Origin of the sequence: Rhizobium sp. YTU87027 (genome assembly GCF_050644135.1) — a bacterium.
GTDB lineage: Bacteria > Pseudomonadota > Alphaproteobacteria > Rhizobiales > Rhizobiaceae > Rhizobium.
The window spans coordinates 2,068,772-2,092,691 of the sequence record NZ_CP098440.1 but is presented as its reverse complement, the minus strand read 5'-3'; the positions used below and the strand labels follow the sequence as shown (position 1 = coordinate 2,092,691).

General features: G+C 60.1%; 21 protein-coding genes. 15 read left to right on the top strand and 6 right to left on the bottom strand.

Features of this window, described 5'->3' with window-relative positions; genetic code table 11:
• Positions 1-57: 57 nt before the first annotated feature.
• On the bottom strand, positions 58-1,086 hold the full coding sequence (locus NBG89_RS10480) for a zinc-dependent alcohol dehydrogenase family protein (protein WP_431319911.1): 1,029 nt from the start codon (positions 1,084-1,086) through the stop codon (positions 58-60).
• Between the two features lie 324 nt (positions 1,087-1,410).
• Here NBG89_RS10480 and NBG89_RS10475 point away from each other — a divergent pair, with 324 nt between their 5' ends.
• On the top strand, positions 1,411-1,719 hold the full coding sequence (locus NBG89_RS10475) for a phosphatase PAP2 family protein (protein ID WP_431319910.1): 309 nt from the start codon (positions 1,411-1,413) through the stop codon (positions 1,717-1,719).
• 143 nt (positions 1,720-1,862) lie between these two features.
• Positions 1,863-2,780: a KPN_02809 family neutral zinc metallopeptidase gene (gene ypfJ, locus NBG89_RS10470; RefSeq protein WP_431319909.1), complete on the top strand. Its 918-nt coding sequence runs from the start codon at positions 1,863-1,865 to the stop codon at positions 2,778-2,780.
• 37 nt (positions 2,781-2,817) lie between these two features.
• On the opposite strand, the gene NBG89_RS10465 is transcribed toward ypfJ, so the two are convergent.
• On the bottom strand, positions 2,818-3,813 hold the full coding sequence (locus NBG89_RS10465) for an aldo/keto reductase (protein ID WP_431319908.1): 996 nt from the start codon (positions 3,811-3,813) through the stop codon (positions 2,818-2,820).
• 109 nt (positions 3,814-3,922) lie between these two features.
• On the opposite strand from NBG89_RS10465, the gene NBG89_RS10460 reads away from it, so the two are divergent.
• The 3 genes from NBG89_RS10460 (at position 3,923) to NBG89_RS10450 (ending at position 7,778) form a co-directional block, all read left to right on the top strand.
• Positions 3,923-4,861, top strand: a complete 939-nt coding sequence (locus NBG89_RS10460; protein WP_431319907.1) for a LysR family transcriptional regulator — start codon at positions 3,923-3,925, stop codon at positions 4,859-4,861.
• A gap of 121 nt (positions 4,862-4,982) precedes the next feature.
• Positions 4,983-6,230: a TCR/Tet family MFS transporter gene (locus NBG89_RS10455; protein WP_431319906.1), complete on the top strand. Its 1,248-nt coding sequence runs from the start codon at positions 4,983-4,985 to the stop codon at positions 6,228-6,230.
• 144 nt (positions 6,231-6,374) lie between these two features.
• A complete protein-coding gene (locus tag NBG89_RS10450; protein WP_431319905.1) occupies positions 6,375-7,778 on the top strand; it encodes an MATE family efflux transporter in 1,404 nt (467 codons plus the stop codon).
• 14 nt (positions 7,779-7,792) lie between these two features.
• Here the strand turns inward: NBG89_RS10450 and NBG89_RS10445 are convergent, their stop codons facing one another.
• On the bottom strand, positions 7,793-8,113 hold the full coding sequence (locus tag NBG89_RS10445) for an antibiotic biosynthesis monooxygenase family protein (RefSeq protein ID WP_431319904.1): 321 nt from the start codon (positions 8,111-8,113) through the stop codon (positions 7,793-7,795).
• A 304-nt stretch (positions 8,114-8,417) separates the two neighbouring features.
• Between NBG89_RS10445 and NBG89_RS10440 the strand changes: the two genes are divergently transcribed.
• On the top strand, positions 8,418-8,948 hold the full coding sequence (locus tag NBG89_RS10440; protein WP_431319903.1) for a dihydrofolate reductase family protein: 531 nt from the start codon (positions 8,418-8,420) through the stop codon (positions 8,946-8,948).
• A gap of 55 nt (positions 8,949-9,003) precedes the next feature.
• Here the strand turns inward: NBG89_RS10440 and NBG89_RS10435 are convergent, their stop codons facing one another.
• A complete protein-coding gene (locus NBG89_RS10435) occupies positions 9,004-9,297 on the bottom strand; it encodes a hypothetical protein (protein ID WP_431319902.1) in 294 nt (97 codons plus the stop codon).
• 154 nt (positions 9,298-9,451) lie between these two features.
• Positions 9,452-10,657 carry a glutamine-hydrolyzing carbamoyl-phosphate synthase small subunit gene (gene carA / locus NBG89_RS10430; protein WP_431322663.1) on the bottom strand — a complete coding sequence of 402 codons (1,206 nt, stop codon included), beginning with the start codon at positions 10,655-10,657 and terminating at the stop codon, positions 9,452-9,454.
• Positions 10,658-10,931: 274 nt separating this feature from the next.
• Between carA and NBG89_RS10425 the strand changes: the two genes are divergently transcribed.
• The gene (locus NBG89_RS10425; RefSeq protein ID WP_431322662.1) at positions 10,932-11,384 is read left to right on the top strand and encodes a GatB/YqeY domain-containing protein; all 453 of its coding nucleotides are present in this window, start codon (positions 10,932-10,934) and stop codon (positions 11,382-11,384) included.
• On the opposite strand, the gene NBG89_RS10420 is transcribed toward NBG89_RS10425, so the two are convergent.
• A complete protein-coding gene (locus tag NBG89_RS10420; RefSeq protein ID WP_431319901.1) occupies positions 11,385-12,263 on the bottom strand; it encodes a hypothetical protein in 879 nt (292 codons plus the stop codon).
• 661 nt (positions 12,264-12,924) lie between these two features.
• Between NBG89_RS10420 and dnaG the strand changes: the two genes are divergently transcribed.
• The 8 genes from dnaG (at position 12,925) to NBG89_RS10380 (ending at position 23,853) form a co-directional block, all read left to right on the top strand.
• Positions 12,925-14,910, top strand: coding sequence for a DNA primase (gene dnaG, locus NBG89_RS10415; protein ID WP_431319900.1), 1,986 nt, complete (start codon positions 12,925-12,927; stop codon positions 14,908-14,910).
• Positions 14,910-16,766, top strand: a complete 1,857-nt coding sequence (gene recQ, locus NBG89_RS10410) for a DNA helicase RecQ (RefSeq protein ID WP_431319899.1) — start codon at positions 14,910-14,912, stop codon at positions 16,764-16,766. Before dnaG ends, recQ begins: the two co-directional genes overlap by 1 nt.
• A 118-nt stretch (positions 16,767-16,884) precedes the next feature.
• A complete protein-coding gene (locus tag NBG89_RS10405) occupies positions 16,885-18,072 on the top strand; it encodes a glycine C-acetyltransferase (RefSeq protein WP_431319898.1) in 1,188 nt (395 codons plus the stop codon).
• 21 nt (positions 18,073-18,093) lie between these two features.
• A complete protein-coding gene (tdh, locus tag NBG89_RS10400; RefSeq protein WP_431319897.1) occupies positions 18,094-19,131 on the top strand; it encodes an L-threonine 3-dehydrogenase in 1,038 nt (345 codons plus the stop codon).
• Between the two features lie 9 nt (positions 19,132-19,140).
• Positions 19,141-19,488: a GFA family protein gene (locus NBG89_RS10395; RefSeq protein WP_431319896.1), complete on the top strand. Its 348-nt coding sequence runs from the start codon at positions 19,141-19,143 to the stop codon at positions 19,486-19,488.
• A gap of 455 nt (positions 19,489-19,943) precedes the next feature.
• Positions 19,944-21,995 carry an RNA polymerase sigma factor RpoD gene (gene rpoD, locus NBG89_RS10390; protein ID WP_088695382.1) on the top strand — a complete coding sequence of 684 codons (2,052 nt, stop codon included), beginning with the start codon at positions 19,944-19,946 and terminating at the stop codon, positions 21,993-21,995.
• Between the two features lie 208 nt (positions 21,996-22,203).
• Positions 22,204-22,497, top strand: a complete 294-nt coding sequence (locus tag NBG89_RS10385) for a GYD domain-containing protein (protein ID WP_088695383.1) — start codon at positions 22,204-22,206, stop codon at positions 22,495-22,497.
• Positions 22,498-22,662: 165 nt separating this feature from the next.
• The gene (locus NBG89_RS10380) at positions 22,663-23,853 is read left to right on the top strand and encodes a DUF930 domain-containing protein (RefSeq protein WP_431319895.1); all 1,191 of its coding nucleotides are present in this window, start codon (positions 22,663-22,665) and stop codon (positions 23,851-23,853) included.
• Positions 23,854-23,920 lie beyond the last annotated feature (67 nt).

Below are 23,920 nucleotides of genomic sequence, written 5' to 3'. Positions count from 1 at the left end.
GTAAACGGAACCCCATAAATTGCGGAATCGACAGGAATTGGCAGAGCTTGCGAGAGCCTAGTCGATACCCGGTACGACAAGCGCCCTGATCTCGCCCCGGCGGGCGGGGTTGGAGATTGCTTCGACCGCCGCCTCGAGGCCGATTCGACGGGAGATCAGCGGCTCGACCTTGATGGTGCCCGACGCGATGAGATCGGCGGCTCGCCGGTGCGTGAACGGATTGATAAACGAGCTTGTAAGCTTGATCTCTCGAAAGAGGAGATCGAACGGTTCGATCCCGACTTTCACACCCTGCGGCATGACACCGAGGATGATGACCGTGCCACCGCGACGCGCGAGGCTCGGCGCTTGCTCGATCGTCTCGGCAACGCCGGCGCATTCGATCACGACGTCGGCGCCGCCGGGCAGCAAGCCGTTTGCTGCCGTCAGGCGTGCGACGATGTCTTCAGTCGAGGGGTCCGCGCTCGCGGTCGCGCCGAGCTTCTCGGCGAGCACGCGCTTCTCCTCACTGCGGGTCGCGAGGACGACGTTGGTCGCTCCCGCGAGCCGGGCCAACTGGACGACGAGCAAACCGATCACGCCGCCACCGAGCACGATGACGGAAGAGCCGGTGCGAATTTCGGCCAGGTCGACTCCGTGGATGCAGCAGGCAAGCGGCTCGCAAAAGGCGCCGTAGAGGGGAGGCAGCGTGTCGGGCAGCTCGAAGGCCTGCTGCTGCGGGATGCAGACATATTCGGCAAGGCCGCCGTCGCGATGGATGCCGATCGCCTGCAGGTTATGGCAGAGATTGACGCGGCCGCGCTGGCATTCGGGGCAGCGGCCGCAGGCGATGTTCGGATCGCCGGTGACACGCATGCCTTCGCGAAAACCGCTGACACCGTCGCCTAGCTTTTCGATGATCCCGGCGAACTCGTGGCCGAGCGTGACCGGGGGTCTCGAAGGAAACTCTCCCTTGAACAGATGGCGATCGGTACCGCAGATGCCGCAGGCCTCTATACGTAGAAGCAATTCGCCGCGAGCTGGTTCTGGCCGCTCCATCTCACGCAAGGCCAGCTTTCCGGGTCTTTCGAGCCGCACCGCTTTCATCGCCTGTCTCCTCTCAGACTTCCTTGCGCAAAGAGGCCCGATCGCCGATCCTTCGTCAAGGAGCCCGGCCTGCGAAGTACTCGTTGCCTGCATGAAGAAAATATTCGCTTTGGCTCGTGTTCTTAGGTCGGTGCGCATCCGCTATGTCTGCATGTTCATGTTTGTTTGGGTAGTCTGTGGAAACATCTTCGCCGGAATCTTCATATCCGCTGGACCGGTCTTCTACAGCGCGGCAACCGGTAACAGCCAGCGCTTTGCAGAACTAGCGAACTTCCTGGCATCGTCTGATGGTCCCACGACAGCGAGCATGTTTCAGCATTACCTATGGTCGCTTCACGAGCACGGAGCGTCTGGACTCGGCTCGGGCATCTGGCGTTCCCGAGCGTACATGTTGGGCTGATCGCCCTGAATGCATTTTTCGCTGCAGAGGTCTCGCGCAGGCTGGGGATCATCGCCTTTAGTTATACTGCATTTGTGATAGCGAGCTCCGTTTATCTCGGTTGGCACTATGCGATTGATGGCTATGCGTCGCTGCTTGTCGTTGGGTTAGGCCATTTTGCTCTCAAGACGCTGATGGATCGCGAATCGAGATCGGTCTCGGACACTCGACAGGCTACCGCCGTGACCGCCTAATGGACTGAGCTGTACCGAATTTCGGATCAGATTGTTCGATCGTCTTCTGCCAAGAACAGTTCCCTCGGGTAGCTGGAATTTCCCGATCGCCGAGATATATACATGACCCTTAACGACCGAAGCTTTAGCTCGAGGGAGCAGTCATGGAATGGAAAGGCCGGCGTCAGTCCGACAACATCGAGGATCGTCGTAGCGATCCGTCCATGGGCGGATTGGGCAGAGGTGGAGGTTTCAGTTTTCCATCCGGTGGCGGCATGGGCCGGCGTGGCGGTGGCTTGAGCATCGGCACGATCATCTTCCTCGTCGTCATCTACCTTATCTTCAAGGCCATGGGCATCGACCTGCTGCAGGTCCTTGACGGTGGCATGACGACCGGCGGACCGGGCTACGAGCAGAGCGAATCGGGAGGCCAGACGCCCGCCAACGACGAAATGACTGCATTCGTTCGCACCGTCCTTGCCGAGACTGAGGATACCTGGAACGGGATCTTCCAGTCCATGGGCCGTCAGTATGAAGAGCCTCGCCTCGTTCTCTTTTCCGGACAGACGCAGTCTGCCTGTGGCTTTGCCTCGGCGGCGACCGGCCCCTTCTACTGCCCGAGCGACCACAAGGTCTATCTCGACACGGCCTTCTTCAACCAGCTCAGCCGCCAATTCGGCGCCTCCGGCGATTTCGCCGAAGCCTACGTCGTTGCGCATGAAGTCGGCCACCACGTCCAGAACCTGTTGGGCATCCTGCCGAAATTCAACCAGGCGCGTCAGCGGATGAGCGAGGCGGAGGCTAACAAGATGTCCGTTCGCGTCGAACTGCAGGCTGATTGCCTCGCCGGCATCTGGGGTAAGTTCACTGATCAGAAGGGCATTCTCGAAGCCGGCGATCTTGAGGAGGCGTTGAACGCAGCCCAGCAAATTGGCGATGACACGCTGCAGAAGCGCAGCCAGGGTTACGTGGTGCCTGAGAGTTTCAACCACGGTACCTCGGAGCAGCGGGCGCGCTGGTTCAAGCGCGGCTTCGACAGCGGGCAGTTGACCGCCTGTGATACGTTCTCAGGGCCTGTATGATCTGAAACAGCCTCTCCACGCGGAGAGGTTGGCCATCTTACTTCTCACTGTCCATGTGCTTGAGCTGGGCGTCGGGATAGCGGGCGCCGGCCGCGGCATCCTTCGGTACGGCCCTTTCGATGGTAGCCATGTCCTCGGCCGACAATTGCACGCCGCGCGAACCGAGTGCTTCGGTCAGCCGGTCGCGTCTGCGCGCACCGACGAGAGGCACGATATCCTGCCCTTGAGCGGCCACCCAGGCTATGGCGATCTGAGCGACAGAAACCCGCTTTGCGTCCGCGATCTTGCGCAGTTCCTCGACGAGCGCGAGGTTCTGATCGACATTGCCGTCCTGAAACCGCGGGCTCATGCCGCGGAAATCGCCTGCGCCGCGTCCTTGACCCTTTTGCCAATGCCCGCTGATCAGGCCGCGAGAGAGAACGCCGTAGGCGGTGATGGAGATGCCGAGCTCGCGGCAGGTCGGCAGGATCTGCTCCTCGATGCCGCGTGAGATCAGGGAGTATTCGATCTGCAGGTCGCAGATCGGATGAGTGTTGGCGGCGCGACGAATGGTGTCCGCGCCGACTTCCGACAAGCCGATATGCCTGACATATCCTGCCTTGATCATGTCGCTGATCGTGCCCACCGTTTCCTCGATTGGAACGTTGGGATCGAGCCGGGCAGGGCGGTAGACATCGATGTAGTCGACGTCGAGGCGTTTCAGCGTATAGGCAAGGAAGTTCTTGATTGCCGCCGGTCGGGAATCGTAACCGCTCCAGTTGCCGGCTGGATCGCGCAGGGCGCCGAATTTGACGCTGATGACGACGTCGTCCCGCTTACTGCCCTTCAGCGCCTCACCGAGCAGCATTTCGTTGTGGCCCATGCCATAGAAATCGCCAGTATCGAGCAGATTGATGCCGACGTCGAGGGCGGCATGAATCGTCGCAATGCTTTCACCACGGTCGGATGGCCCGTACATGCCGGACATCCCCATGCAGCCCAAGCCGATGGCCGACACCATAGGCCCGGTTTTTCCCAAACGATACTTTTCCATTTCGGTCTCCTTCGTCGTGTCGGTGTTGATCGTCGGGAGTAGTCTTACCGCGCCTGGCGTCGTACGATAATCTGTATCAATGCGAACAGCCTGTACGGGAAAATGCACAATGGAAGATCTTCCCCTCGATGATTTGGATGCCTTCACGGCCGTTGCAAGGGAGCGCAGCTTTCGTGCCGCCGCCCGCAAGCGCGGTGTCTCGGCTTCTTCGCTCAGCGACTCGCTGCGGCGACTGGAGGAGCGCGTCGGCGTTCGCCTGCTCAACCGGACGACCCGCAGTGTTACGCCGACAGAAGCGGGCGAGCGGCTGCTGGAGCGTCTTACACCTGCCCTGGGCGAGGTCTCCCTGGCTCTGCAGCAACTCGATAGCTTTCGCGATAGTCCGAGCGGGACACTTCGCCTCAATGTGCCGACAATTGCAGCGCGGTTTTTTCTGCCCGATCTCGCCAACCGTTTCCTCAAGCGCTATCCGCAAATCTCGCTCGATATCGTCGGCGAGGATACATTCGTCGACGTGCTGGCGGCCGGTTACGATGCCGGCATCCGCTATGACGAGCGGTTGGAGCGCGACATGATCGCAGTGCCAATCGGACCGCGCAGGCAACGATATGTCACGGCGGCCGCGCCTGATTACCTTAAGCGGCGCGGTGTTCCACGTCACCCGCGCGATCTGCTCGAGCATGATTGCGTGCGGCATCGCTTCCTCAGCGGTGCCGCGTTGCCCTGGGAGTTCGAGCGGGGGGACGAGACGCTGATGATTACGCCGAAGGGGCCGATCATTGCCAACGCGATCGACATGCAAGTTTCGGCCGCAGTCGCAGGACTCGGTGTCATCCGGACCTTCGAGGAGGCCCTGGCGCCTGCCATGGAGACGGGAGCGCTGGTGCCGATCCTCGAGGAATGGGTGATGGAATTCTCCGGCCCCTTTCTTTACTATGCGAGCCGCAGGCATATGCCGCCCGCACTTCGGGCCTTCGTCGACTTCGTCAAAGGCGAGCAGCGGAAAGAGGCTAAAATCGCCGTTTGTTCCGGTTCTCGATCAACATAAGTCGTGAGCCTATCAAAAGATTTGAAATGTTCACGGATTGTTTCCTAAAATGCGTGAGCTATGTAACATGACCGGCGACGAGATCGTCTTTTCAGAAAACAACCTGCTGTAGAGATGTTTGATGCTCGATCCGAAATTCGTTCGCCGTGGGCTTTTCCTCGTCTTCATGATCCTGTTTCTCGACGTGATCGGGATCGCGATCATCATGCCTGTGTTGCCGGCCTATCTCGAACAATTGACCGGGGGATCCGTGAGCGAGGCGGCACTCGAAGGTGGGTGGCTGCTCGTCGTCTATGCGGTCATGCAATTCCTGTTTGCGCCATTCCTCGGCAATCTCAGCGACCGCTTCGGGCGGCGACCGATTCTGCTACTGTCAGTGCTGACGTTTGCGATCGACAACTTCATCTGCGCGGTGGCGACGAGCTTTTGGATGCTCTTCATCGGTCGCGCCCTTGCCGGGTTCAGTGGCGGCAGCTTTGCCACCTGTTCCGCCTACATCGCCGACATCAGCAATGATGATAATCGGGCGAAGAACTTCGGCTTGATCGGCATTGCGTTCGGCGTCGGTTTCACGATCGGTCCGGTCATCGGCGGCTTCCTTGGCGAGTTCGGTCCCCGCGTGCCATTCCTAGGGGCTGCGGCTCTGTCGTTCGTGAATTTCGTTGCCGCCTACTTCATGCTTCCCGAGACGTTGGAGGCAAAGCATCGCCGGACGTTCGAGTGGAAGCGCGCCAATCCGTTGGGCACTCTGAAGCAGATGCGAAACTACGCCGGTATTGGGCCTATCTGCGCGGTCATGTTCCTTTTTTGGCTGGCGCATGCCGTCTATCCCGCCGTCTGGTCCTTCGTGTCGACCTATCGCTATGGCTGGAGCGAGGGGCAGATCGGGCTGTCGCTAGGTATCTATGGTATTGGCGCTGCCTTCGTCATGGGTGTCGTCCTGCCGAAAATCGTGCCGGTGCTCGGTGAGTGGAAGACAGCAGTCCTTGGTCTTTCTTTTTCCGTGGTCGGGCTGACAGGTTACGCCTTCGCCTGGGAGGGCTGGATGGTCTACGCGGTGATCGTGCTGACTGTCATGGAAAACGTTGCCGACCCGCCGCTGCGAAGCATTGCGGCCGGCAAGGTGCCGCCGTCAGCCCAAGGCGAGTTGCAAGGGGCACTCACAAGCCTCAGCAGCATCACGACGATCGTCGGGCCACTCATCTTTACGCAGATGTTCGGCTACTTTACGGGGCCAGAAGCGCCGGTGCGCTTTGCAGGTGCGCCGTATCTGCTGGCGGCCATTATCATCCTGATTGCAGCGATCGTGTTTCTCGCCAAGGTCCGCACCGTCAAGACGGCTAAGGTGGTAGAGCAGCCGGCAGAATGAGCTATCAGGATTTGTGATGCGATGATGAATTTTTCATCATTTGCATGATTTTGAGTAGTTCTTTGCCGGGCTTTGATCTAAGCCCTCCTGATTATGTTGCCGCAACTTGCGGCCAATCAGCGATTCAATCACAGGACTGGTGTCATGGACACGCCGATCGACGCGCGCAAGCTTGCGCCGAAAACCGATAACCATTGGGCTGCGCATTTTCGCGCCACGCTGGCGCTCGGCATCCCGCTGATCGGTGCACAGCTTGCCCAACTCGGCATCAACACCACCGACGTGATGATCGTGGGGCGCCTCGGCGCCGAAAATCTTGCCGCCATGGTGCTCTCGGCGCAGTTCCTGTTCACGATACTCGTCTTCGGCTCGGGGTTTGCGATCGCCGTCATACCGATGGTCGCGCAGGCCTACGGCAGAGGCGATGTCGTCAGCGTGCGCCGGTCGCTGCGCATGGGGCTCTGGGTCGTGCTCGCCTATTGGGTGATCATGCTGCCGGCATTCTTCAATTCCGAGCGGATCCTGCTTGCCGCCGGGCAGAAGCCCGAGGTGGCGGCGCTGGCGCATGGCTACATCCTGATCGGTCAATTCGGCGTGTTGCCTGGCCTGCTCTACAACGTCATGCGTGCGCTCGTCAGTGCGATCGGTCGCGCCGCTGTCATTCTCAATGTGACGATCACGATGCTCTTGCTGAATGCCTTCTTCGCCTATGCGCTGGTGCTTGGGCATTTCGGCTTTCCGGCGATGGGGCTGGAAGGTGCGGCGATCGTTTCTGTGGTCGTGCAGACTGCTGGCTTCATGTTCATCCTCGGCTACGTGCAGAGCAGGGCGGACACGCGCCGCTACGAGATCTTCGTGCGGTTCTGGCGTCCCGACTGGAAGGCATTCTGGGAGGTCGTGCGTCTTGGTCTGCCAATCAGCGTCACGATCCTGGCCGAAGTGAGCCTCTTCACGGTTGCCTCGTTGCTGATGGGCCATATCGGGACGATCGAGCTTGCGGCCCACGGTATCGCTCTGCAATGGGCCTCGATCGCCTTCATGATCCCGCTCGGCTTGTCGCAGGCGGCAACCGTTCGGGTTGGCGTGGCGCACGGGCAGGGCGATTACACAGCGATTGTTCGGGCCTCGATCGCAGTCGTCGTCATCGCCTGCCTGATCGCGGGTGTCGGTGGCATCCTGTTTGCCGTTGCGCCTGAGTTCCTGGGAAGCTGGTTCCTTGATACGAAGTTGCCGGAGGCGCCACAGGTGCTTGCCTATGCCGGGCCGTTGATCGTTGTGGCAGGGCTCTTCCAGTTGGTCGATGGCCTGCAGGCAATCGCCAATGGCCTGCTGCGCGGTCTGAAGGATGCGCGTGTGCCGATGATCCTGGCGCTGATTGCCTATTGGCCGATCGGCTTCTTCCTCGCCTGGGCCTTTGCGTTCCCGCTTGGCTTCGGCGGCATCGGCATCTGGTTCGGATTCCTGGTCGGGCTTGCGGCGGCAGCCGTGATGCTTTGCGGACGCTTCTATCTGCTTCTCCGCCGCGAAAAGAACATGGCCGGCGTCTAGCCGGCCACTCGGGATCAAGCTGCGATCGGCTTGTAGTTGGCAATGTCGGCGCGAATGCCGAGCCGTTCGAACAGCGCCTGCGGATCGAAGTTTCGGGCGCGATGGGCCGCCTGCACCACGGCTTTGACCCGGTCGATCACGTCGGCACTTTCCCATTGGGCGATCGTCACGAAGTTGAATTCGCCAGGGCCCGAAACCTGTTCCAGAACCTGATGGCTGATGAAGCCTTCCTGTGCCTGCAAAACTTCGTGCGTTTTCAGCACGTTCATCAGGAATTCCTCGCGCGCAGCCTCCGGAACAGCAAACTTGTCGATCCGGTAAAACGCTCCGTTCATCTTTATCTCCTTTGCTTTGGATGTCACAAAGGCGGGTTGTAATTCCTCAAGTTAAGTTGAGGTCAATAGGTCGAAACATATGGCCACCGCATCTGACTAACCCTCCCGTCACCCGCATCCGGCGCGCCGGTCAGGCCGTGAGCCCATAAATCGGAATGACTGAGAGTGGTGGTTGGGCGGGTCTGCTTTGTGCGCACTGGTTACTGGTCGCGCTGACGAAGCGGCGTCAGATTGTCACCACCTTCATTTCTGCGTGGCATCGGGCGGGCCTTTCTTGAGGAGCTCGAGGAGGAGATCTTTCGGCATGGCTAAGCTCGTGTTCGCTTTGAACCAATCCCTGGATGGTTATGTCGACCACATGGAATTTGCGCCCGATCCGGTGCTCTTTCGTCATTTCATCGACGACGTAAGCGGCCTTGCTGGAAGCGTATACGGTCGCCGCATGTACGAGGTGATGCGATATTGGGACGAAGACCATTCCGAGTGGGACGAGGAAGAGCGTGAATATGCAGCGGCGTGGCGGCGCCAACCGAAATGGGTCGTGTCGCGCTCGCTGCAATCAGTCGGGCCTAACGCCACGCTTGTCGCGGATGACATCGAAGCAGCGATACGCGAGCTGAAGGCTCGACTGGATGGGGAGATTGAGGTTGCCGGGCCCGAGCTGGCGCGAAGTCTGACCGACCTCGGTCTTGTTGATGAATATCGAATGTACCTCCACCCCGTCGTGCTTGGTCACGGCAAGCGGTTCTTCGCCGGCCCGCGGCCGCCGCTGCGCCTCGTGGCAAGCGATCGAATTGGCGCGGACGTGATTAGGTTGACATACGTTCCGGCATAGTCGCGCGACCAACCCGCCTCAGTCCGGCGCTGGCTGCGCGCTTATAATCTACGACCTAGTAATTATACATCGACATCGGATCATTGACGCAGGCGTAATCCAGGAGGCACTGCTTGCCGGTACGGTCACGCAAACTGGCGGTACTCAGCTTGTCCCCGGGACCGCATTGGGCCGGCGGATAGCGAAAGTTGCGGCCCCCGAAGCCGAGGCGGACATAGACCTTCTTGGATTGCCGGATGATCTGCGCGAGCTGTGCGCAGCTGTAATCTTTTGCATCGACCTTCACGGGCCCGGCGGCAAGAGATACTGTCGGGAGCAAGCACGCAACTGCTAGAACCAAGAATCTCATGGCTGGTGGCCTCCTGACCGGAAGCTGAGTAAATCAGCACTCTCGACACTATTCAAACGGATATCGCGTGGCGGCAACTGCTGTTCCGCGTGGCGCTTCAAAACGAGAAAAGCCCGCCCGGAAGCGGGCTTTCGAAAAATGGAACGGATGCGTCTCAGCGTTCGGCGAGGGCTTCCTCGCCCTTCTTCGCGCGCACCAGATTGATGAAGCGGCGGAAGAGGTAGTGGCTGTCCTGCGGACCGGGGGAGGCTTCCGGGTGATGCTGCACCGAGAAGATCGGCTTGCCTGATACCCGCAGGCCGCAATTGGTGCCGTCGAACAGGGAAACGTGGGTCTCTTCAACGCCATCCGGCAGAGACTTCGTGTCGACCGCGAAGCCATGGTTCATCGAGACGATCTCGACCTTGCCAGTGGTGTGGTCCTTTACCGGGTGGTTGGCGCCGTGATGGCCCTGGTGCATCTTTTCGGTCTTGGCGCCGAGCGCGAGGCCGAGCATCTGATGACCGAGGCAGATGCCGAAGACCGGGATGTCGGTCTTGATCAGCTTCTGGATGACCGGAACGGCATATTCACCTGTTGCGGCGGGGTCACCCGGGCCATTCGACAGGAAGATGCCGTCCGGCTGCATCGCAAGCACGTCCTCGGCGCTCGTCGTAGCCGGCAACACTGTGACCTTGCAATCGAGGCCGGCAAACAGGCGAAGAATGTTGCGCTTCACGCCGTAGTCGAGGCAAACGACGTGGTACTTGGCATTTTCGGGCGCAAGCTCGCCGTAGCCTTCATTCCAGATCCACGGGGTCTGCGCCCACTGCGAGGATTGGCCTGACGAAGCGATCTTGGCGAGGTCGAGGCCTTCGAGGCCGCTCCAGGCCTTGGCTTCCGCCTTCAGCGTCTCAACGTCGAAGACACCGTTCGGATCGTGGGCGATGACTGCATTCGGCGAGCCGTTTTCACGGATCCAGGCGGTCAGCGCGCGCGTGTCGATGCCGCAAAGGCCGATGATGCCGCGAGCCTTCAGCCAGGCATCGAGGTGCTTGACGGCGCGATAGTTGGACGGATCGGTGATGTCGGCCTTGAAAATGACGCCGACCGCGCCGTGGCGTGCTGCGGGCGTCAGGTCTTCGATGTCTTCGTCGTTGGTGCCGATGTTGCCGATATGCGGGAAGGTAAAGGTGACGATCTGGCCGAGATAGGAGGGATCCGTCAGTATCTCTTCGTATCCAGTCAGCGCCGTGTTGAAGACCACCTCGGCCTGGACCTTGCCGGTCGCGCCGATCCCCTTGCCTTCAATGACGGTTCCGTCTGCAAGAACGAGCAGGGCGGTCGGCTTTTCGGTTGTCCAGGGTGCTGTCGCGGTCATCTTCATCCCGTTTTCCGGCAGCCACACGTTCTTGGGCAACGTTGGCTGGCCATTTGGTTCGCAAGCATATGCGCGCGGCAAGGCACGCGCTCTCAGGCCTGATCACGAATTTTGGTGCAGGTGGCGGTAAATAGCCACGCTATTGCGCAAGGTCAATCTTTGTACCGTACATTCTGCCGGTTTTCTCGCGCTTTCTGCCGGCATTTTCCGCAATTTATTTGATCCCATGCATTCGCGTGGTTTATGAAGCGGCATTCAAACAGGAGTGATTATGATGTTGCGCGATCAGCTCGCCGCCGCCCTCAAGGATGCCATGAAGTCCAAGAACGCTGAGCGACTTTCGACCGTTCGCCTGATTCAGGCCGCGATCAAGGACCGGGATATCGCCCATCGTGGCGCTGGCAAAGAAGAGGCCAGTGATGACGAGATTCTGCAGATCCTCGCCAAGATGGTGAAGCAGCGCGACGAATCGGCGAAGATCTACGAAGAGAACGCCCGGCCGGAACTGGCGGCCAAGGAGCGCGCCGAAATCACCGTGCTGCAGGACTTCCTGCCGAAGCAGCTTTCCGACGCGGAGGTTCGCAACAACATCGCTGCGATCATCGCCGAGATCGGCGCCGCCGGCCCGAAGGACATGGGCAAGGTGATGGCCGTTCTGAAGGAGCGCTATGCCGGACAGATGGATTTCTCCAAGGCTTCCGGAGCCGTCAAGGAACAGCTGAACTGATCAGCGCTGGCTCGCCGTCTTTCTGGCGGCGGGCCCCAGCACTGCCTCCGCGGCGGCGTCGATAACGGCGAATTTTGCCGCCTGATATCCCCAATATTCCATGACAAAGGCGTGCGATATCCAAGTGTCGCCCTTATAGGGCGGCTGGGTCCAGCCGATGCTTCCCATTTCGGACGCCTGCGTCAGCAGGCGTTTCAGGTGCGTGTTGGAGATCATGAACTGATCACGGATTTCCTTGAGCGGCAGCGGCCCGATGTAAGCCCGTTCCGAGCTGCGATCGAAGTTGTCGATACGGCTCATGAGGTAGTCCATGATCAGGCCGCCGGAATTAGCCCAGTTGAACAGACTGTACGTTGCGCCGGGGTCACGGACGGCGTCGCTATCGATGATCGCCTTGGAAATCAGCGGCTGTATCCTGGAGAAGGCCGCCGGGTCGGCGTTGATGCGGTCCAGCCGATTACCGCCGTCCAGACTGTCGAGAATGAAAAGATGGGTGGCGAGCCATCTGAAAAAGTGTTCGTGGGCGGTTTCCGTCGGCTCCAGCAGGCGTGTGCGCTTGTCGCTTGTACTCTCGACCGGACGAAGGAACCTGTAGGCAAGCATTTCCTGAATGAAGGCTGCGGCGGTGTTTCGGCTTGCAATCTTGTTGGCCACGACGAAGGCGATGAAGCGGCCCGAATAGAGGCCGAGTTTCGGTTCGCCCGGATAGCCGAAATGAAGGGCGAAGCCGGCATGGGCCATCAGCCAGCGCTGTTGCGCGGCAAAGATCGACGCGATGCGCGGACTCTCGCGATAGATTGTCAGCATTTCGCGGGCGCAATGCAGCACGGCCACGAAGAAGGCGTCGCTCTCTAAGAAATCTTCAACTTTATGTGGCATTCGACCATCCCGATAGGTCGCTTTCATTAGGCATCGGGCGATAACTGTCAATGCCTTCCACGGACGCTGATGGAGGCGGAAATATCGAACCTAAAACTTTTGGGTGAAATTAAAGAAGGCAGGAGCTGGGGGTGCTCCTGCCTTCTTGCTCTTTGCTTTCGGTGGCGACGCAGGACCGAGATCCAAGCCACCGGTTACTTGCAAAGACACCCTTGCGAGGCGGCGCCGGGGGTAGGGATGGTGCCTCGCACGGGGATCGCTGTGTTGGCCTTGAAGTTATTGCGACGCGGCAAGTGATTCAAATTACAAAAAAATAATGATTGGCGCCGGGGACTGCCTTATGTGTGTCATTGGTGGCGTAGGCTGTCGCTTCGCGATAGTCGATCACCATTGGCGCAATTGCGAAGCTATTGTTCTGTCATCGATTTTTGACGATTGGTAAGAAATGGGCGTTTGGCACGCTAGCCTCGCATACACGCAGAACGCGGGTTGAGGCTTTCAGTGTCGCACCCCCTGTCGCAGGGGTGGTAACGCATTTTTGAACGCCCAGCCCTAGAGAATTCCGAAGGTTGTAGGTTCCTGTGAATAGCGCGTCCTTTGGCCAAATGCCGTGGCATGTGCTGATGAACCTGCTTATATGGACCGCAATTAAGAGGTTCACATGCGCTTTTCCAATTCCTTTCTCGACGAGATACGCGATCGCGTGCCGATTTCGGACGTGATTGGGCGTCGTGTGAGCTGGGATAAGCGTAAGACCAACGTCTCGCGCGGCGACTATTGGGCCTGCTGCCCGTTTCACGGCGAGAAGTCGCCGAGCTTTCACTGTGAGGATCGCAAGGGGCGTTACCACTGCTTCGGGTGCGGCGTAACCGGCGATCACTTCCGGTTCCTGACGGATCTGGAGGGGCTGAGCTTCCCGGAGGCCGTGCAGCAGATCGCCGACATGGCGGGTGTTGCCATGCCGGTTGCCGATCCAGTCATGGAGAAGCGCGAAAAGGAGCGCACGTCGCTTCTCGACGTGATGGAGCTTGCGACCAAGTTCTTTCAGGATCAGTTGCAGACCGCTAACGGCGCGCGGGCACGGGCCTATCTCCGCGACCGCGGGCTGACGGGACGCACGATCGAGACCTTCCGGCTCGGCTTCGCGCCCGACAGCCGCAATGCCCTCAAGGAGTTTCTGGCGGGCAAGGGCATTGGCAAGGAACAGATCGAGGCTTGCGGCCTGGTTGTCCACGGCTCGGATGTGCCGGTCTCCTACGACCGCTTTCGCGACCGCATCATGTTCCCGATTCTATCGTCCCGCGAGAAAGTGATTGCCTTTGGCGGGCGGGCCATGTCTCCGGATGCGCCGGCCAAGTATCTCAACTCCAACGAGACCGAGCTCTTTCACAAGGGCAACGTGCTCTACAATTTCGCGCGCGCCCGCCGAGCGACACAGGGCGCCAACGGCGAGGGCACGATCATCGCCGTCGAAGGCTATATGGATGTGATCGCGCTGCATCAGGCCGGCGTCGAGAATGCCGTGGCGCCGCTCGGGACGGCGCTAACCGAAAACCAGCTCGAACTCCTCTGGAAGATGACGCCGCAACCCGTGCTTTGCTTCGATGGCGACGGCGCCGGCATTCGCGCTGCCAATCGCGCCGCTGATCTGGCGCTTCCTCATATCAAGCCGGGCCGCACGGTGCGCTTCGCCCTGCTGCCTGACGGTAAGGATCCAGACGATCTGGTGCGCAATGAAGGCCGAGCGCCTTTCGACAAGGTGATGAGCCAGGCCAAGCCGTTGGCAGAGATGATCTGGAGTCGCGAAATCAATACCGGGCAGTTCGAGACGCCTGAGGCCAAGGCAGAGCTGGAAGCGCGGCTGAAGCAGCTGGTTGCCGTCATTGCTGATGAAAATGTGCGTCGCCACTACCAGCAGGATATGCGCGACCGCCTGAACGGCTTCTTCCAGCCTCAATTCCAGAATCGCGGCAATGAGCGGCGAAGCTTCGATCGTGGCTCTGGCCAAGCTCGTGGCCGAGGCAACGAGGGCCCGCGTGGCCCGCGTCTTTCTGGCGGGGGCATTTCCGACCGGCTCGCACGTTCCGGTCTGGTTAAAGGTCATCAGGAAACCCCGGCCTTGCGGGAAAGCGTGCTGGCGCTGACGGTTATCAATCATCCTGCCTTAATGCAGGACGAGTATGACGAGATCGCCTCTATCGACTACGACAACCGCGAACTGCAGAGGCTTTGGTCTGTCATGCTCGGGGCTGCTGCGGCCGTCGCCGGGCCGCATCTGACCCGCGAGTATCTACTTGAGCGTATGGAGGAGCAGGGCTTCGGCTCATTGCTGCAGGGGCTTGAACAGCAGATCCGCAATGCCCGCCTCTGGATCGCCACATCGGAGGCGGCGATGGAGGATGCGCGCGAAGGATATCGGCAGGCGCTCGCCTTCCATAAGCGCGCCAAGGCTCTGCGCTTCCAGAAGATCGAGCTCGAACGCGAGATCGCCGAGGCGACCGAGGCTGGCAACGGTGAGGTGATCGACCAGCTGATGCGTGCGCTGCAGGAGGTCCATTTCGAGGGACTTCGCCTCGAAAACCAGGAAGCCATTATCGACGGTTTCGGCGTGCTCTCCGGCCGCGTCAAGGGAGCGGCGAGCCATTGATGGATTCGTCAGATCGGCAATTTTCCGCTGGCGATGCGTTGTTCTGCGCGGAGCGTTCGCCGCTTGGCATTCTCAACCGTGTCTACGGCTATCCCGCCTTCCGCGGCAAGCAGCAGCAGGTGGTTGAGCACGTCGTCTCTGGCGGCGATGCGGTGGTCCTCTTTCCGACGGGGGCTGGCAAGTCGCTTTGCTTCCAGATTCCAGCGCTTTGCCGCGAGGGCGTGGGGATCGTCGTTTCGCCGCTGATCGCGCTGATGCGCGATCAGGTGGAGGCGATGAAGCAGCTCGGTATCAGGGCGGCGGCGCTGAACTCCGCGCTGTCGCGCGAGGCGTTTATCGAGGTTCGTCGGGCGATTTCTGCGGGCAAGCTCGATCTTCTCTACGTCACGCCGGAGCGCATTCTCATGGATGGCTTCCGCGATACGATTGGCAACGCGCGGATCTCGCTTTTCGCCATCGACGAGGCGCATTGTGTTTCTCAGTGGGGACATGACTTCCGGCCGGAGTATCGCGAACTCGGCAGGCTTGCCGAACACTATCCCGGGGTGCCGCGCATCGCGCTGACGGCGACGGCCGACCCTCACACTCGCGACGATATTGTCGAACGGCTGGCACTGAACAATGCCAAGGTTTTTACAACCAGTTTCGATCGCCCGAACATTTCCTATGAAATTGTCGAACGCGATCAGCCGCGCCAGCAGTTGCTGCGGTTTCTTTCCGGACACAAAGGCGACAGCGGTATTGTCTACTGCCTGTCCCGCGCCAAGGTCGAGGATACGGCCGAGTGGCTGAACGGGCAGGGGATCCGGGCGCTTCCCTATCACGCCGGCATGGACCGGGCGCTTCGCGATGCCAACCAGGATGCCTTTCTAAAAGAGGATGAGCTTTGCCTCGTCGCTACCGTCGCCTTCGGCATGGGGATCGACAAGCCCAACGTGCGCTATGTCGCGCATCTCGATCTGCCGGGCTCGGTTGAGGCGTACTATCAGGAGACGGGGCGCGCGGGCCGCGATGGCCTGCCTTCCGAAGTCTGGATGACCTATGGCATGGCCGATGTTATCCAGCGCCGCCGGATGATCGACGAGGGTGGTGCAGCCGACGAAATCAAGCGCGTCGAGCGCTCCAAGCTCAATGCACTGCTGGCAATCTGTGAAACTGCCTCGTGCCGCCGCCAGGCGATCCTCGCGCATTTTGGCGAAGCCCATGCGGGCAAGTGCGGCAGTTGCGACACCTGCCTGAAGCCGGTAGAAACCTGGGACGGAACGGAGGTGGCGATCAAGGCGCTTGCGGCGATCTATCGAACGGGCGAGCGGTTCGGCACTGGGCACGTGGTCGACGTGCTACTTGGCAACGTCAACGAGAAGACGGAGCGTTTCGGCCACACGACGATGCCGGTTTTCGGGGTCGGAAACGACCTGCCGGCCCGCACGTGGCAATCGGTTTTTCGGCAACTGCTTGCGATGGGACTGGTCCGGGTCGACAATGAGGCGTTTGGCGCCCTGAAGCTCGAGCCGGAGGCCCGCGCCGTCTTCAAGCGTGAACGGTCGGTCTTCTTCCGCAAGGATCGACCGGCTGCGGAACGACGTTCGAAGCGAACGGCGCAGGTCGAACGTCGCTCCGTTCTATCCGGCGGAGACGGTGTACTCTTCGAAGCTTTGCGCGCGGAACGAACGGCGATCGCGCGTTCGCTTGGCGTGCCACCTTATGTCGTCTTTCCCGATACGACACTCATTGCGTTTGCGACCGAGCGACCGCGGACGCACAAGGAGATGCTCGGTATCTCGGGTGTCGGCCAATCGAAGCTTGAACGATATGGCGACGCGTTTCTCGATGTGATCCTCAGCCACGACGACTAGCCGCTGGATATGCTTTGACCGATCTACGCCCGCGAAACCGGGCGTTGACGACGGCAAGACAGGCGCTTGGCTATGTGTTAGTGCAAGGCATCGGGAAACATCACAAGAAGGGCATTCAATGACCTCGCAATTCCTCTCCCATCTTCGCACCGAACTTGCCGTACTGAAGGATGCCGGGCTCTACAAGTCCGAGCGTGTCATCACGTCCAAGCAGGCCGGCGAGATCGCCGTGGCCTCCGGTGAGCGCGTTTTGAACTTCTGCGCCAACAACTACCTCGGGCTCGCCGACAACGAGGACCTTGCCGAAGCGGGGAAAAAGGCGCTCGACCGCTATGGCTACGGCATGGCTTCGGTGCGCTTCATCTGCGGCACGCAGGAGGAGCACAAGCAACTCGAGGCGCGGATTTCCTCCTTCCTCGGCATGGAAGACACGATCCTTTATTCCTCCTGTTTCGACGCCAACGGTGGGCTTTTCGAAACGCTCCTCGGCGAGGAGGACGCGATCATCTCGGACGCGCTGAACCACGCCTCGATTATCGACGGCGTTAGGCTCTCCAAGGCGAAGCGCTTCCGCTACGCCAACAACGACATGAAGGCGCTGGAGGAGGAGCTGAAGAAGGCGGAAGGCAGCCGGTTCAAGCTGATCGCCACCGACGGCGTGTTCTCGATGGACGGCATCATCGCCAACCTGCAGGGCGTCTGCGACCTCGCCGAGAAGTACGGCGCGATGGTCATGGTCGACGACAGCCACGCCGTCGGCTTTGTCGGCAAACACGGACGCGGCTCGCCAGAGCATTGCGGTGTCGAGGGTCGGGTCGACATCATCACGGGCACGCTTGGGAAGGCGCTCGGTGGTGCTTCCGGCGGCTATACCTCGGCCAAGGCCGAAATCGTCGACTGGTTGCGGCAGCGGTCGCGCCCCTATCTGTTCTCGAACACGCTGGCGCCGGTCATTGCGGCTGCGTCGCTCAAGGTCTTCGATCTCATCGAGAACGGCGACACGCTGCGCGAGCGGCTGGCGGCCAATGCAGCGCTGTTTCGCTCCGAAATGACGAAACTCGGCTTCACGTTGGCGGGTGAGGGACATCCGATCATTCCGGTCATGCTCGGTGACGCCAAGCTGGCGCAGGACATGGCGGCGCTGATGTTGAAAAAGGGCGTCTACGTGATCGGCTTCTCCTTCCCTGTCGTGCCGAAGGGACAGGCGCGCATCCGCACGCAGATGTCGGCAGCGCATTCGCGGGCCGACGTCGAGCGGACGATTGCTGCCTTCGCGGAAGCCGGCCGCGAACTCGGTGTCATTTAAAGCGTTTGGGAGAGTAAGATCATGTCGAACATGATGAAGGCGCTGGTCAAGGCGAAGCCGGAGGTCGGGCTTTGGATGGAGCATGTTCCGGTTCCCGAGGTCGGGCCGAACGACGTGCTGATCAAGGTGAAGAAATCCGCGATCTGCGGCACCGATGTCCATATCTGGAACTGGGACCAATGGGCACGGAAGACCATTCCGGTGCCGATGGTTGTCGGTCACGAATTCTGTGGCGAGATTGCGCAAATTGGCTCGGCCGTCACGAAATACCATGTCGGGGAGCGCGTCTCCGGCGAGGGACACATCGTTTGCGGCAAGTGTCGCAACTGCCGCGCGGGCAGGGGGCATCTATGCCGCAATACGCTTGGCGTCGGTGTCAACCGTCCCGGTTCCTTTGGAGAGTTCGTTTGCATTCCCGAGGCGAACGTGGTGCCGATCCCGGACGATATTCCGGATGAGATCGCCGCGATCTTCGATCCGTTTGGCAATGCGGTGCATACGGCGCTTTCCTTCGACCTCGTCGGCGAGGACGTCCTTGTTACCGGCGCCGGGCCGATTGGCATCATGGGCGCGCTGGTTGCCAAGCGCTCGGGCGCACGCAAGGTTGTCATCACTGATATCAACCCGCATCGGCTTGATCTCGCCCGCAAACTCGGCATCGATTATGTCGTCGATGCCTCGAAGGAGAACCTTGCTGATGTGATGAAGTCGATCGGGATGACCGAGGGCTTCGACGTCGGGCTGGAAATGTCCGGGGCGGCGCCGGCTTTTCGCGACATGATCGACAAGATGAACAATGGCGGCAAGATCGCCATCCTCGGCATCGCACCCGCCGGCTTCGAGATCGACTGGAACAAAGTCATCTTCAAGATGCTCAATCTGAAGGGCATCTACGGCCGCGAAATGTTCGAGACCTGGTACAAGATGATTGCGTTCGTGCAGGGGGGGTTGGATCTTTCGCCCGTCATCACGCATCGGATCGGAATTGATGACTTCCGGGAGGGGTTCGAAGCGATGCGCTCGGGCAACTCGGGCAAGGTCGTTATGGATTGGAACTGAGGAGGATCGATGCTTTACGAAGGAAGCTGCCATTGCGGCAAAATCGAATTTGAAGTGGAGGGAGAGTTCACCTCGGCTCTCGACTGCAATTGCTCGCTTTGTCGGCGGCGCGGGGGACTGCTGGCCTTCGTGCCCCGCGACAAGTTCACCCTGAAAACGCCGCGCGAGAACCTGTCGACCTATACGTTCAACACGCACACGATCCAGCACCGCTTCTGCGGCACGTGCGGCATCGCTCCTTTTGCAGAAGCCAAAATGCCTGACGGCGCCGAGATGGCCTGTATCAACGTCCGCTGCATTCCCGCGGTCGATCTTGCAAGTCTGGAGATCCAACCCTGGGATGGGCAGTCTCATTAAAGCTTGCCCAGCACGAACAATTGGCAGCGGGCACCACGAATCTTGGCGGCAACTTTGCCGCCTAAGAAGAATGCCGGCCGCTCTTGTCTTCTTGTGGTGACATCCTATCTAAGCTTGGCAATCGCTTGAGCGGTTCCGGGCCTGTGGATAAGGCTTTTTCCGGGTTTTCTGAGGCTTTTTTGCTAGAAAAGCTTGACGAGAACAAAAAATGTGGGAATCACCGTTCGACTTGGAAAGCGGTGAACTGGGTCAAGGGCGGATCGCACAACCATGGCCGGACATATGATGACTTTTAAGTTCTGTCGTCCGGCGCCGGCAATCGTGGTTAATCAGGCATTAAATCTCATCCCATTAGGTGGGACTAGGTGATTCGAGACGGTCGTTTGCGGCGTATCGGCTGCGCACGGCCGTTCACTGCGGCGAGTTTGAATAGCGTCAGGAAGGCGACGACATAAATGGCAACGAAGGTCAAAGAGAACGAAGAAGCGGAAGTCGAACGCGACGGCGGCACCGACGGCCCTCTTCTCGATCTTTCCGATGACGCGGTCAAGAAGATGATCAAGGCCGCGAAGAAGCGCGGCTACGTGACGATGGACGAGTTGAACGCCGTTTTGCCGTCCGAAGAAGTGACGTCCGAGCAGATCGAAGACACGATGTCGATGCTGTCGGACATGGGCATCAACGTCATCGAAGACGAAGAAGCCGAGGAAGCCACTGCCGGCGGCGACGATGATGATTCCGGCTCCGACGAGGAAAGCGAAGGCGGCGAACTCGCACCTTCCGGCGGTACCGCTCTTGCGACCGCCAAGAAGAAGGAACCGACCGACCGCACGGACGATCCAGTTCGCATGTATCTGCGCGAAATGGGTTCGGTCGAGCTTCTGTCGCGCGAAGGCGAAATCGCGATCGCAAAGCGCATCGAGGCTGGCCGCGAAACCATGATTGGCGGCCTCTGCGAGAGCCCGCTGACGTTCCAGGCGCTGATCATCTGGCGCGATGAACTCAACGAAGGCACGACGCTGCTTCGCGAGATCATCGATCTCGAAACGACCTATTCCGGCCCGGAAGCCAAAGCTGCACCGCAGTTCCAGAGCCCCGAGAAAATCGAGGCCGACCGCAAGGCTGCCGAAGAGAAGGAAAAGACGCGCCGCGTCCGTTCCGGCGACGACGACATCACCAATGTCGGCGGCGAGGGCCTGCCTCCGGAAGAGGAAGAGGAAGACGAGGACGAATCCAACCTGTCGCTCGCCGCCATGGAAGCGGAACTGCGCCCACAGGTCATGGAAACGCTCGACATCATTGCCGAGACCTACAAGAAGCTGCGCAAGCTTCAGGACCAGCAGGTCGAGCAGCGGCTTGCTGCCACCGGCACGCTGTCGTCCGCCCAGGAACGCCGCTACAAGGAACTCAAGGATGAGCTCATCAAGGCCGTCAAGTCTCTGTCGCTGAACCAGAACCGCATCGACGCCCTCGTTGAGCAGCTCTACGATATCAACAAGCGCCTCGTTCAGAACGAAGGGCGCCTGCTGCGTCTGGCTGAATCCTATGGCGTCAAGCGTGACTCGTTCCTCGAGCAGTATCAGGGCGCCGAGCTCGATCCAAACTGGATGAAGTCGATCGGCAATCTGGCCGCACGCGGCTGGAAGGAGTTCGCCAAGGGCGAAAATACGACGATCCGCGACATCCGCCAGGAGATCCAGAATCTCGCAACGGAAACCGGCATCTCGATCTCGGAATTCCGCCGTATCGTGCACATGGTGCAGAAGGGCGAGCGCGAGGCACGTATCGCCAAGAAGGAAATGGTCGAAGCGAACCTTCGCCTCGTCATTTCCATCGCCAAGAAGTACACGAACCGCGGCCTGCAGTTCCTCGACCTCATTCAGGAAGGCAACATTGGCCTGATGAAGGCGGTCGACAAGTTCGAATACCGCCGCGGCTACAAGTTCTCGACCTATGCGACGTGGTGGATCCGTCAGGCGATCACCCGTTCCATCGCCGACCAGGCCCGCACGATTCGTATTCCGGTGCACATGATCGAGACGATCAACAAGATCGTTCGTACCTCGCGCCAGATGCTGCATGAAATCGGTCGCGAGCCGACGCCGGAAGAACTGGCCGAAAAGCTTGCCATGCCGCTCGAAAAGGTCCGCAAGGTCCTGAAGATCGCCAAGGAGCCTATCTCGCTCGAAACCCCCGTGGGCGACGAAGAAGATTCACACCTCGGCGATTTCATCGAGGACAAGAACGCACTTCTGCCGATCGATGCCGCCATCCAGGCGAACCTGCGCGAGACGACGACCCGCGTTCTTGCATCGCTGACGCCGCGCGAAGAGCGCGTCTTGCGCATGCGCTTCGGCATCGGCATGAATACCGACCACACGCTCGAAGAAGTCGGCCAGCAGTTCTCGGTCACGCGCGAACGTATCCGCCAGATCGAGGCGAAGGCGCTGCGCAAGCTCAAGCACCCGAGCCGCTCGCGCAAACTGCGCAGCTTCCTGGACAGCTAAGCTTCCATCTTCGACCAATGCATCCGAAAGCCGGGCCTTGTGCCCGGCTTTTGCTTTTGGCGCGCGTCCGCGGGCCATGGTGTTTCTTGTTGTCGAATGGGGACAGGAGTAAGGTACATTCCACGGGGGACAGGACCGACCACAGCGCATGAGCGACGGTCGCCATAGCCTGTTGCGTAGGCCAAGACCCTCCGGTGGGAGGTGTGCAATGACCACTTATGTCATGCTTATCAACTGGACAGATCAAGGCATTCGCACTGCACGCGACTCGGCAAAGAGACTGGACGCAGCAAAGAAGGCGCTCGGTGATATGGGCGGCTCCTTCAAGAATTTCTTTCTGACGATGGGCGACTACGACATGGTTGCCGTCTGCGAGGCGCCGGACGATGCCGTGATGGCACGGTTCACCCTGCAGCTTGCGACGGCCGGCAATGTGCGCACGCGAACGCTGAAGGCATTTCCTGAGGCCGCCTACCGCGAGATCATAGGGTCGCTCGGATAGCCTTGGGAGGCGGCACGGCCCAGGGCAACCATAGCAAACATGTGGACGAAGGGTCGCACGGACACGGTCGCGTCCGTGCGACAAGAGGCTTTTTTGTTTTACGGCTTGATGATGCCTTCTTAAAAGGCCACATCGGTAGCGTGGCGTAGGGCATCGTTCGTAGGTATGCAGCAGGTTTCGGCGAAGAAGTGGGGCGCATTCGGCTGGGGCATCGTGGCCTCCGTGCTGTTGCACCTTGCCGTCGTCGCCTTCTTTCTCGTGAAGCTGCCCGCACCGGCTCCCCAGCCTGAGGAGGAGACGGTCAGTGTCGACCTCGTGCCGCCGCCGGAGGAGAAGAAACCCGAGGAGAAGCCGCCGGAGCTGAAGATGCCGGAGGAGCCCAAGCCCGAAGAGCCTAAGCCGGAAGAGAAGAAGCCGGAAGAAAAGCCGGCTGAGAAGCCTCCGGAACCGCCGAAGCAGGAGAAGGCTGAGCAACCGCCGCCTCCACCACCACCGCCTCCGCCTCCGCCCGAGCAGGCAAAGGCGCCAGAAGAGAAGCCGCCGGAAAAGCCTCCGGAAGCAATTGCAAAGGATGCCCAATCCAAGGAGCAGGCTGCAAAGCCGCAGCCCCTGCCGGTGCTGCGGCCCGTGACGGAATTTGGCGACAAGGATACCGGACCAGAAAAATCGACTGAGGGAGATGCGTCCGTCGCCGGCGTGAAGTCGGATACGCCGAAGCCTTTACCGGAGACCAAGCCTGCGCCCCAGGAGGATCAGGCGAAGCCGGAGGAAACGGCAGAGGCGGCCAAGGCACCTGACAGCAACGACCCGCCGGCCAATCCGGTTCCTGATGATGTCGAACTCCCGCAGGTCAACCTAGCGGATAGCCATGCCGATCAGAACGGCCCTGCCGCCGGAGCCGAAAGCGAGGCCACGACGAGCTTCGAGCAGGGAAAGGCGCCCGCTGCGGCAAGACCCGATGCGACGGCAACCGTCAAGGCGGACAAGCCCATCGAACTGACGGAGGCGAAGACACTCTTCTCGCAGAACATGACGAACGACCCTGTGGCGCGAACCGCAATGGGTGATCTGCCGCGCCGTGCTCGCGTGGCGGAACTGTGCAGTTCGGAGCTGCGTCAGCAATTGATACACTCGCCCTCCGGGTATAGCCCCGAAATGGTACCACGCGCTGGATTGGCGCAGGGAACCGTCCTTGAACTGAGGGGAGTTGCATTCCGTGCCAGTGCCCGCTGGTATGATCTAAGCTTTCGATGCGAAGTCGATGCCGATGCGACAAAGGTGGTATCCTTTGCTTATGACGTCGGAAATCCGATCCCGAAGAGCCAATGGAAAAGTCGAGGGCTTCCAAGCTTCTAACTGTGGGAAAGGCCGCTGCGAAACTGGCTCCAGTTCGGCACAAGACAGCCGGGATAGCTTTGCCGCA

What these genes read in the sequence shown, in the direction of transcription:
- NBG89_RS10480 (WP_431319911.1), bottom strand. Translation starts at nt 1,086, where the DNA reads ATGAAAGCGGTGCGGCTCGAAAGACCCGGAAAGCTGGCCTTGCGTGAG.
- NBG89_RS10475 (WP_431319910.1), top strand. Translation starts at nt 1,411, where the DNA reads ATGGTCGCTTCACGAGCACGGAGCGTCTGGACTCGGCTCGGGCATCTG.
- ypfJ (WP_431319909.1), top strand. Translation starts at nt 1,863, where the DNA reads ATGGAATGGAAAGGCCGGCGTCAGTCCGACAACATCGAGGATCGTCGT.
- NBG89_RS10465 (WP_431319908.1), bottom strand. Translation starts at nt 3,813, where the DNA reads ATGGAAAAGTATCGTTTGGGAAAAACCGGGCCTATGGTGTCGGCCATC.
- NBG89_RS10460 (WP_431319907.1), top strand. Translation starts at nt 3,923, where the DNA reads ATGGAAGATCTTCCCCTCGATGATTTGGATGCCTTCACGGCCGTTGCA.
- NBG89_RS10455 (WP_431319906.1), top strand. Translation starts at nt 4,983, where the DNA reads ATGCTCGATCCGAAATTCGTTCGCCGTGGGCTTTTCCTCGTCTTCATG.
- NBG89_RS10450 (WP_431319905.1), top strand. Translation starts at nt 6,375, where the DNA reads ATGGACACGCCGATCGACGCGCGCAAGCTTGCGCCGAAAACCGATAAC.
- NBG89_RS10445 (WP_431319904.1), bottom strand. Translation starts at nt 8,113, where the DNA reads ATGAACGGAGCGTTTTACCGGATCGACAAGTTTGCTGTTCCGGAGGCT.
- NBG89_RS10440 (WP_431319903.1), top strand. Translation starts at nt 8,418, where the DNA reads ATGGCTAAGCTCGTGTTCGCTTTGAACCAATCCCTGGATGGTTATGTC.
- NBG89_RS10435 (WP_431319902.1), bottom strand. Translation starts at nt 9,297, where the DNA reads ATGAGATTCTTGGTTCTAGCAGTTGCGTGCTTGCTCCCGACAGTATCT.
- carA (WP_431322663.1), bottom strand. Translation starts at nt 10,657, where the DNA reads ATGACCGCGACAGCACCCTGGACAACCGAAAAGCCGACCGCCCTGCTC.
- NBG89_RS10425 (WP_431322662.1), top strand. Translation starts at nt 10,932, where the DNA reads ATGTTGCGCGATCAGCTCGCCGCCGCCCTCAAGGATGCCATGAAGTCC.
- NBG89_RS10420 (WP_431319901.1), bottom strand. Translation starts at nt 12,263, where the DNA reads ATGCCACATAAAGTTGAAGATTTCTTAGAGAGCGACGCCTTCTTCGTG.
- dnaG (WP_431319900.1), top strand. Translation starts at nt 12,925, where the DNA reads ATGCGCTTTTCCAATTCCTTTCTCGACGAGATACGCGATCGCGTGCCG.
- recQ (WP_431319899.1), top strand. Translation starts at nt 14,910, where the DNA reads ATGGATTCGTCAGATCGGCAATTTTCCGCTGGCGATGCGTTGTTCTGC.
- NBG89_RS10405 (WP_431319898.1), top strand. Translation starts at nt 16,885, where the DNA reads ATGACCTCGCAATTCCTCTCCCATCTTCGCACCGAACTTGCCGTACTG.
- tdh (WP_431319897.1), top strand. Translation starts at nt 18,094, where the DNA reads ATGTCGAACATGATGAAGGCGCTGGTCAAGGCGAAGCCGGAGGTCGGG.
- NBG89_RS10395 (WP_431319896.1), top strand. Translation starts at nt 19,141, where the DNA reads ATGCTTTACGAAGGAAGCTGCCATTGCGGCAAAATCGAATTTGAAGTG.
- rpoD (WP_088695382.1), top strand. Translation starts at nt 19,944, where the DNA reads ATGGCAACGAAGGTCAAAGAGAACGAAGAAGCGGAAGTCGAACGCGAC.
- NBG89_RS10385 (WP_088695383.1), top strand. Translation starts at nt 22,204, where the DNA reads ATGACCACTTATGTCATGCTTATCAACTGGACAGATCAAGGCATTCGC.
- NBG89_RS10380 (WP_431319895.1), top strand. Translation starts at nt 22,663, where the DNA reads ATGCAGCAGGTTTCGGCGAAGAAGTGGGGCGCATTCGGCTGGGGCATC.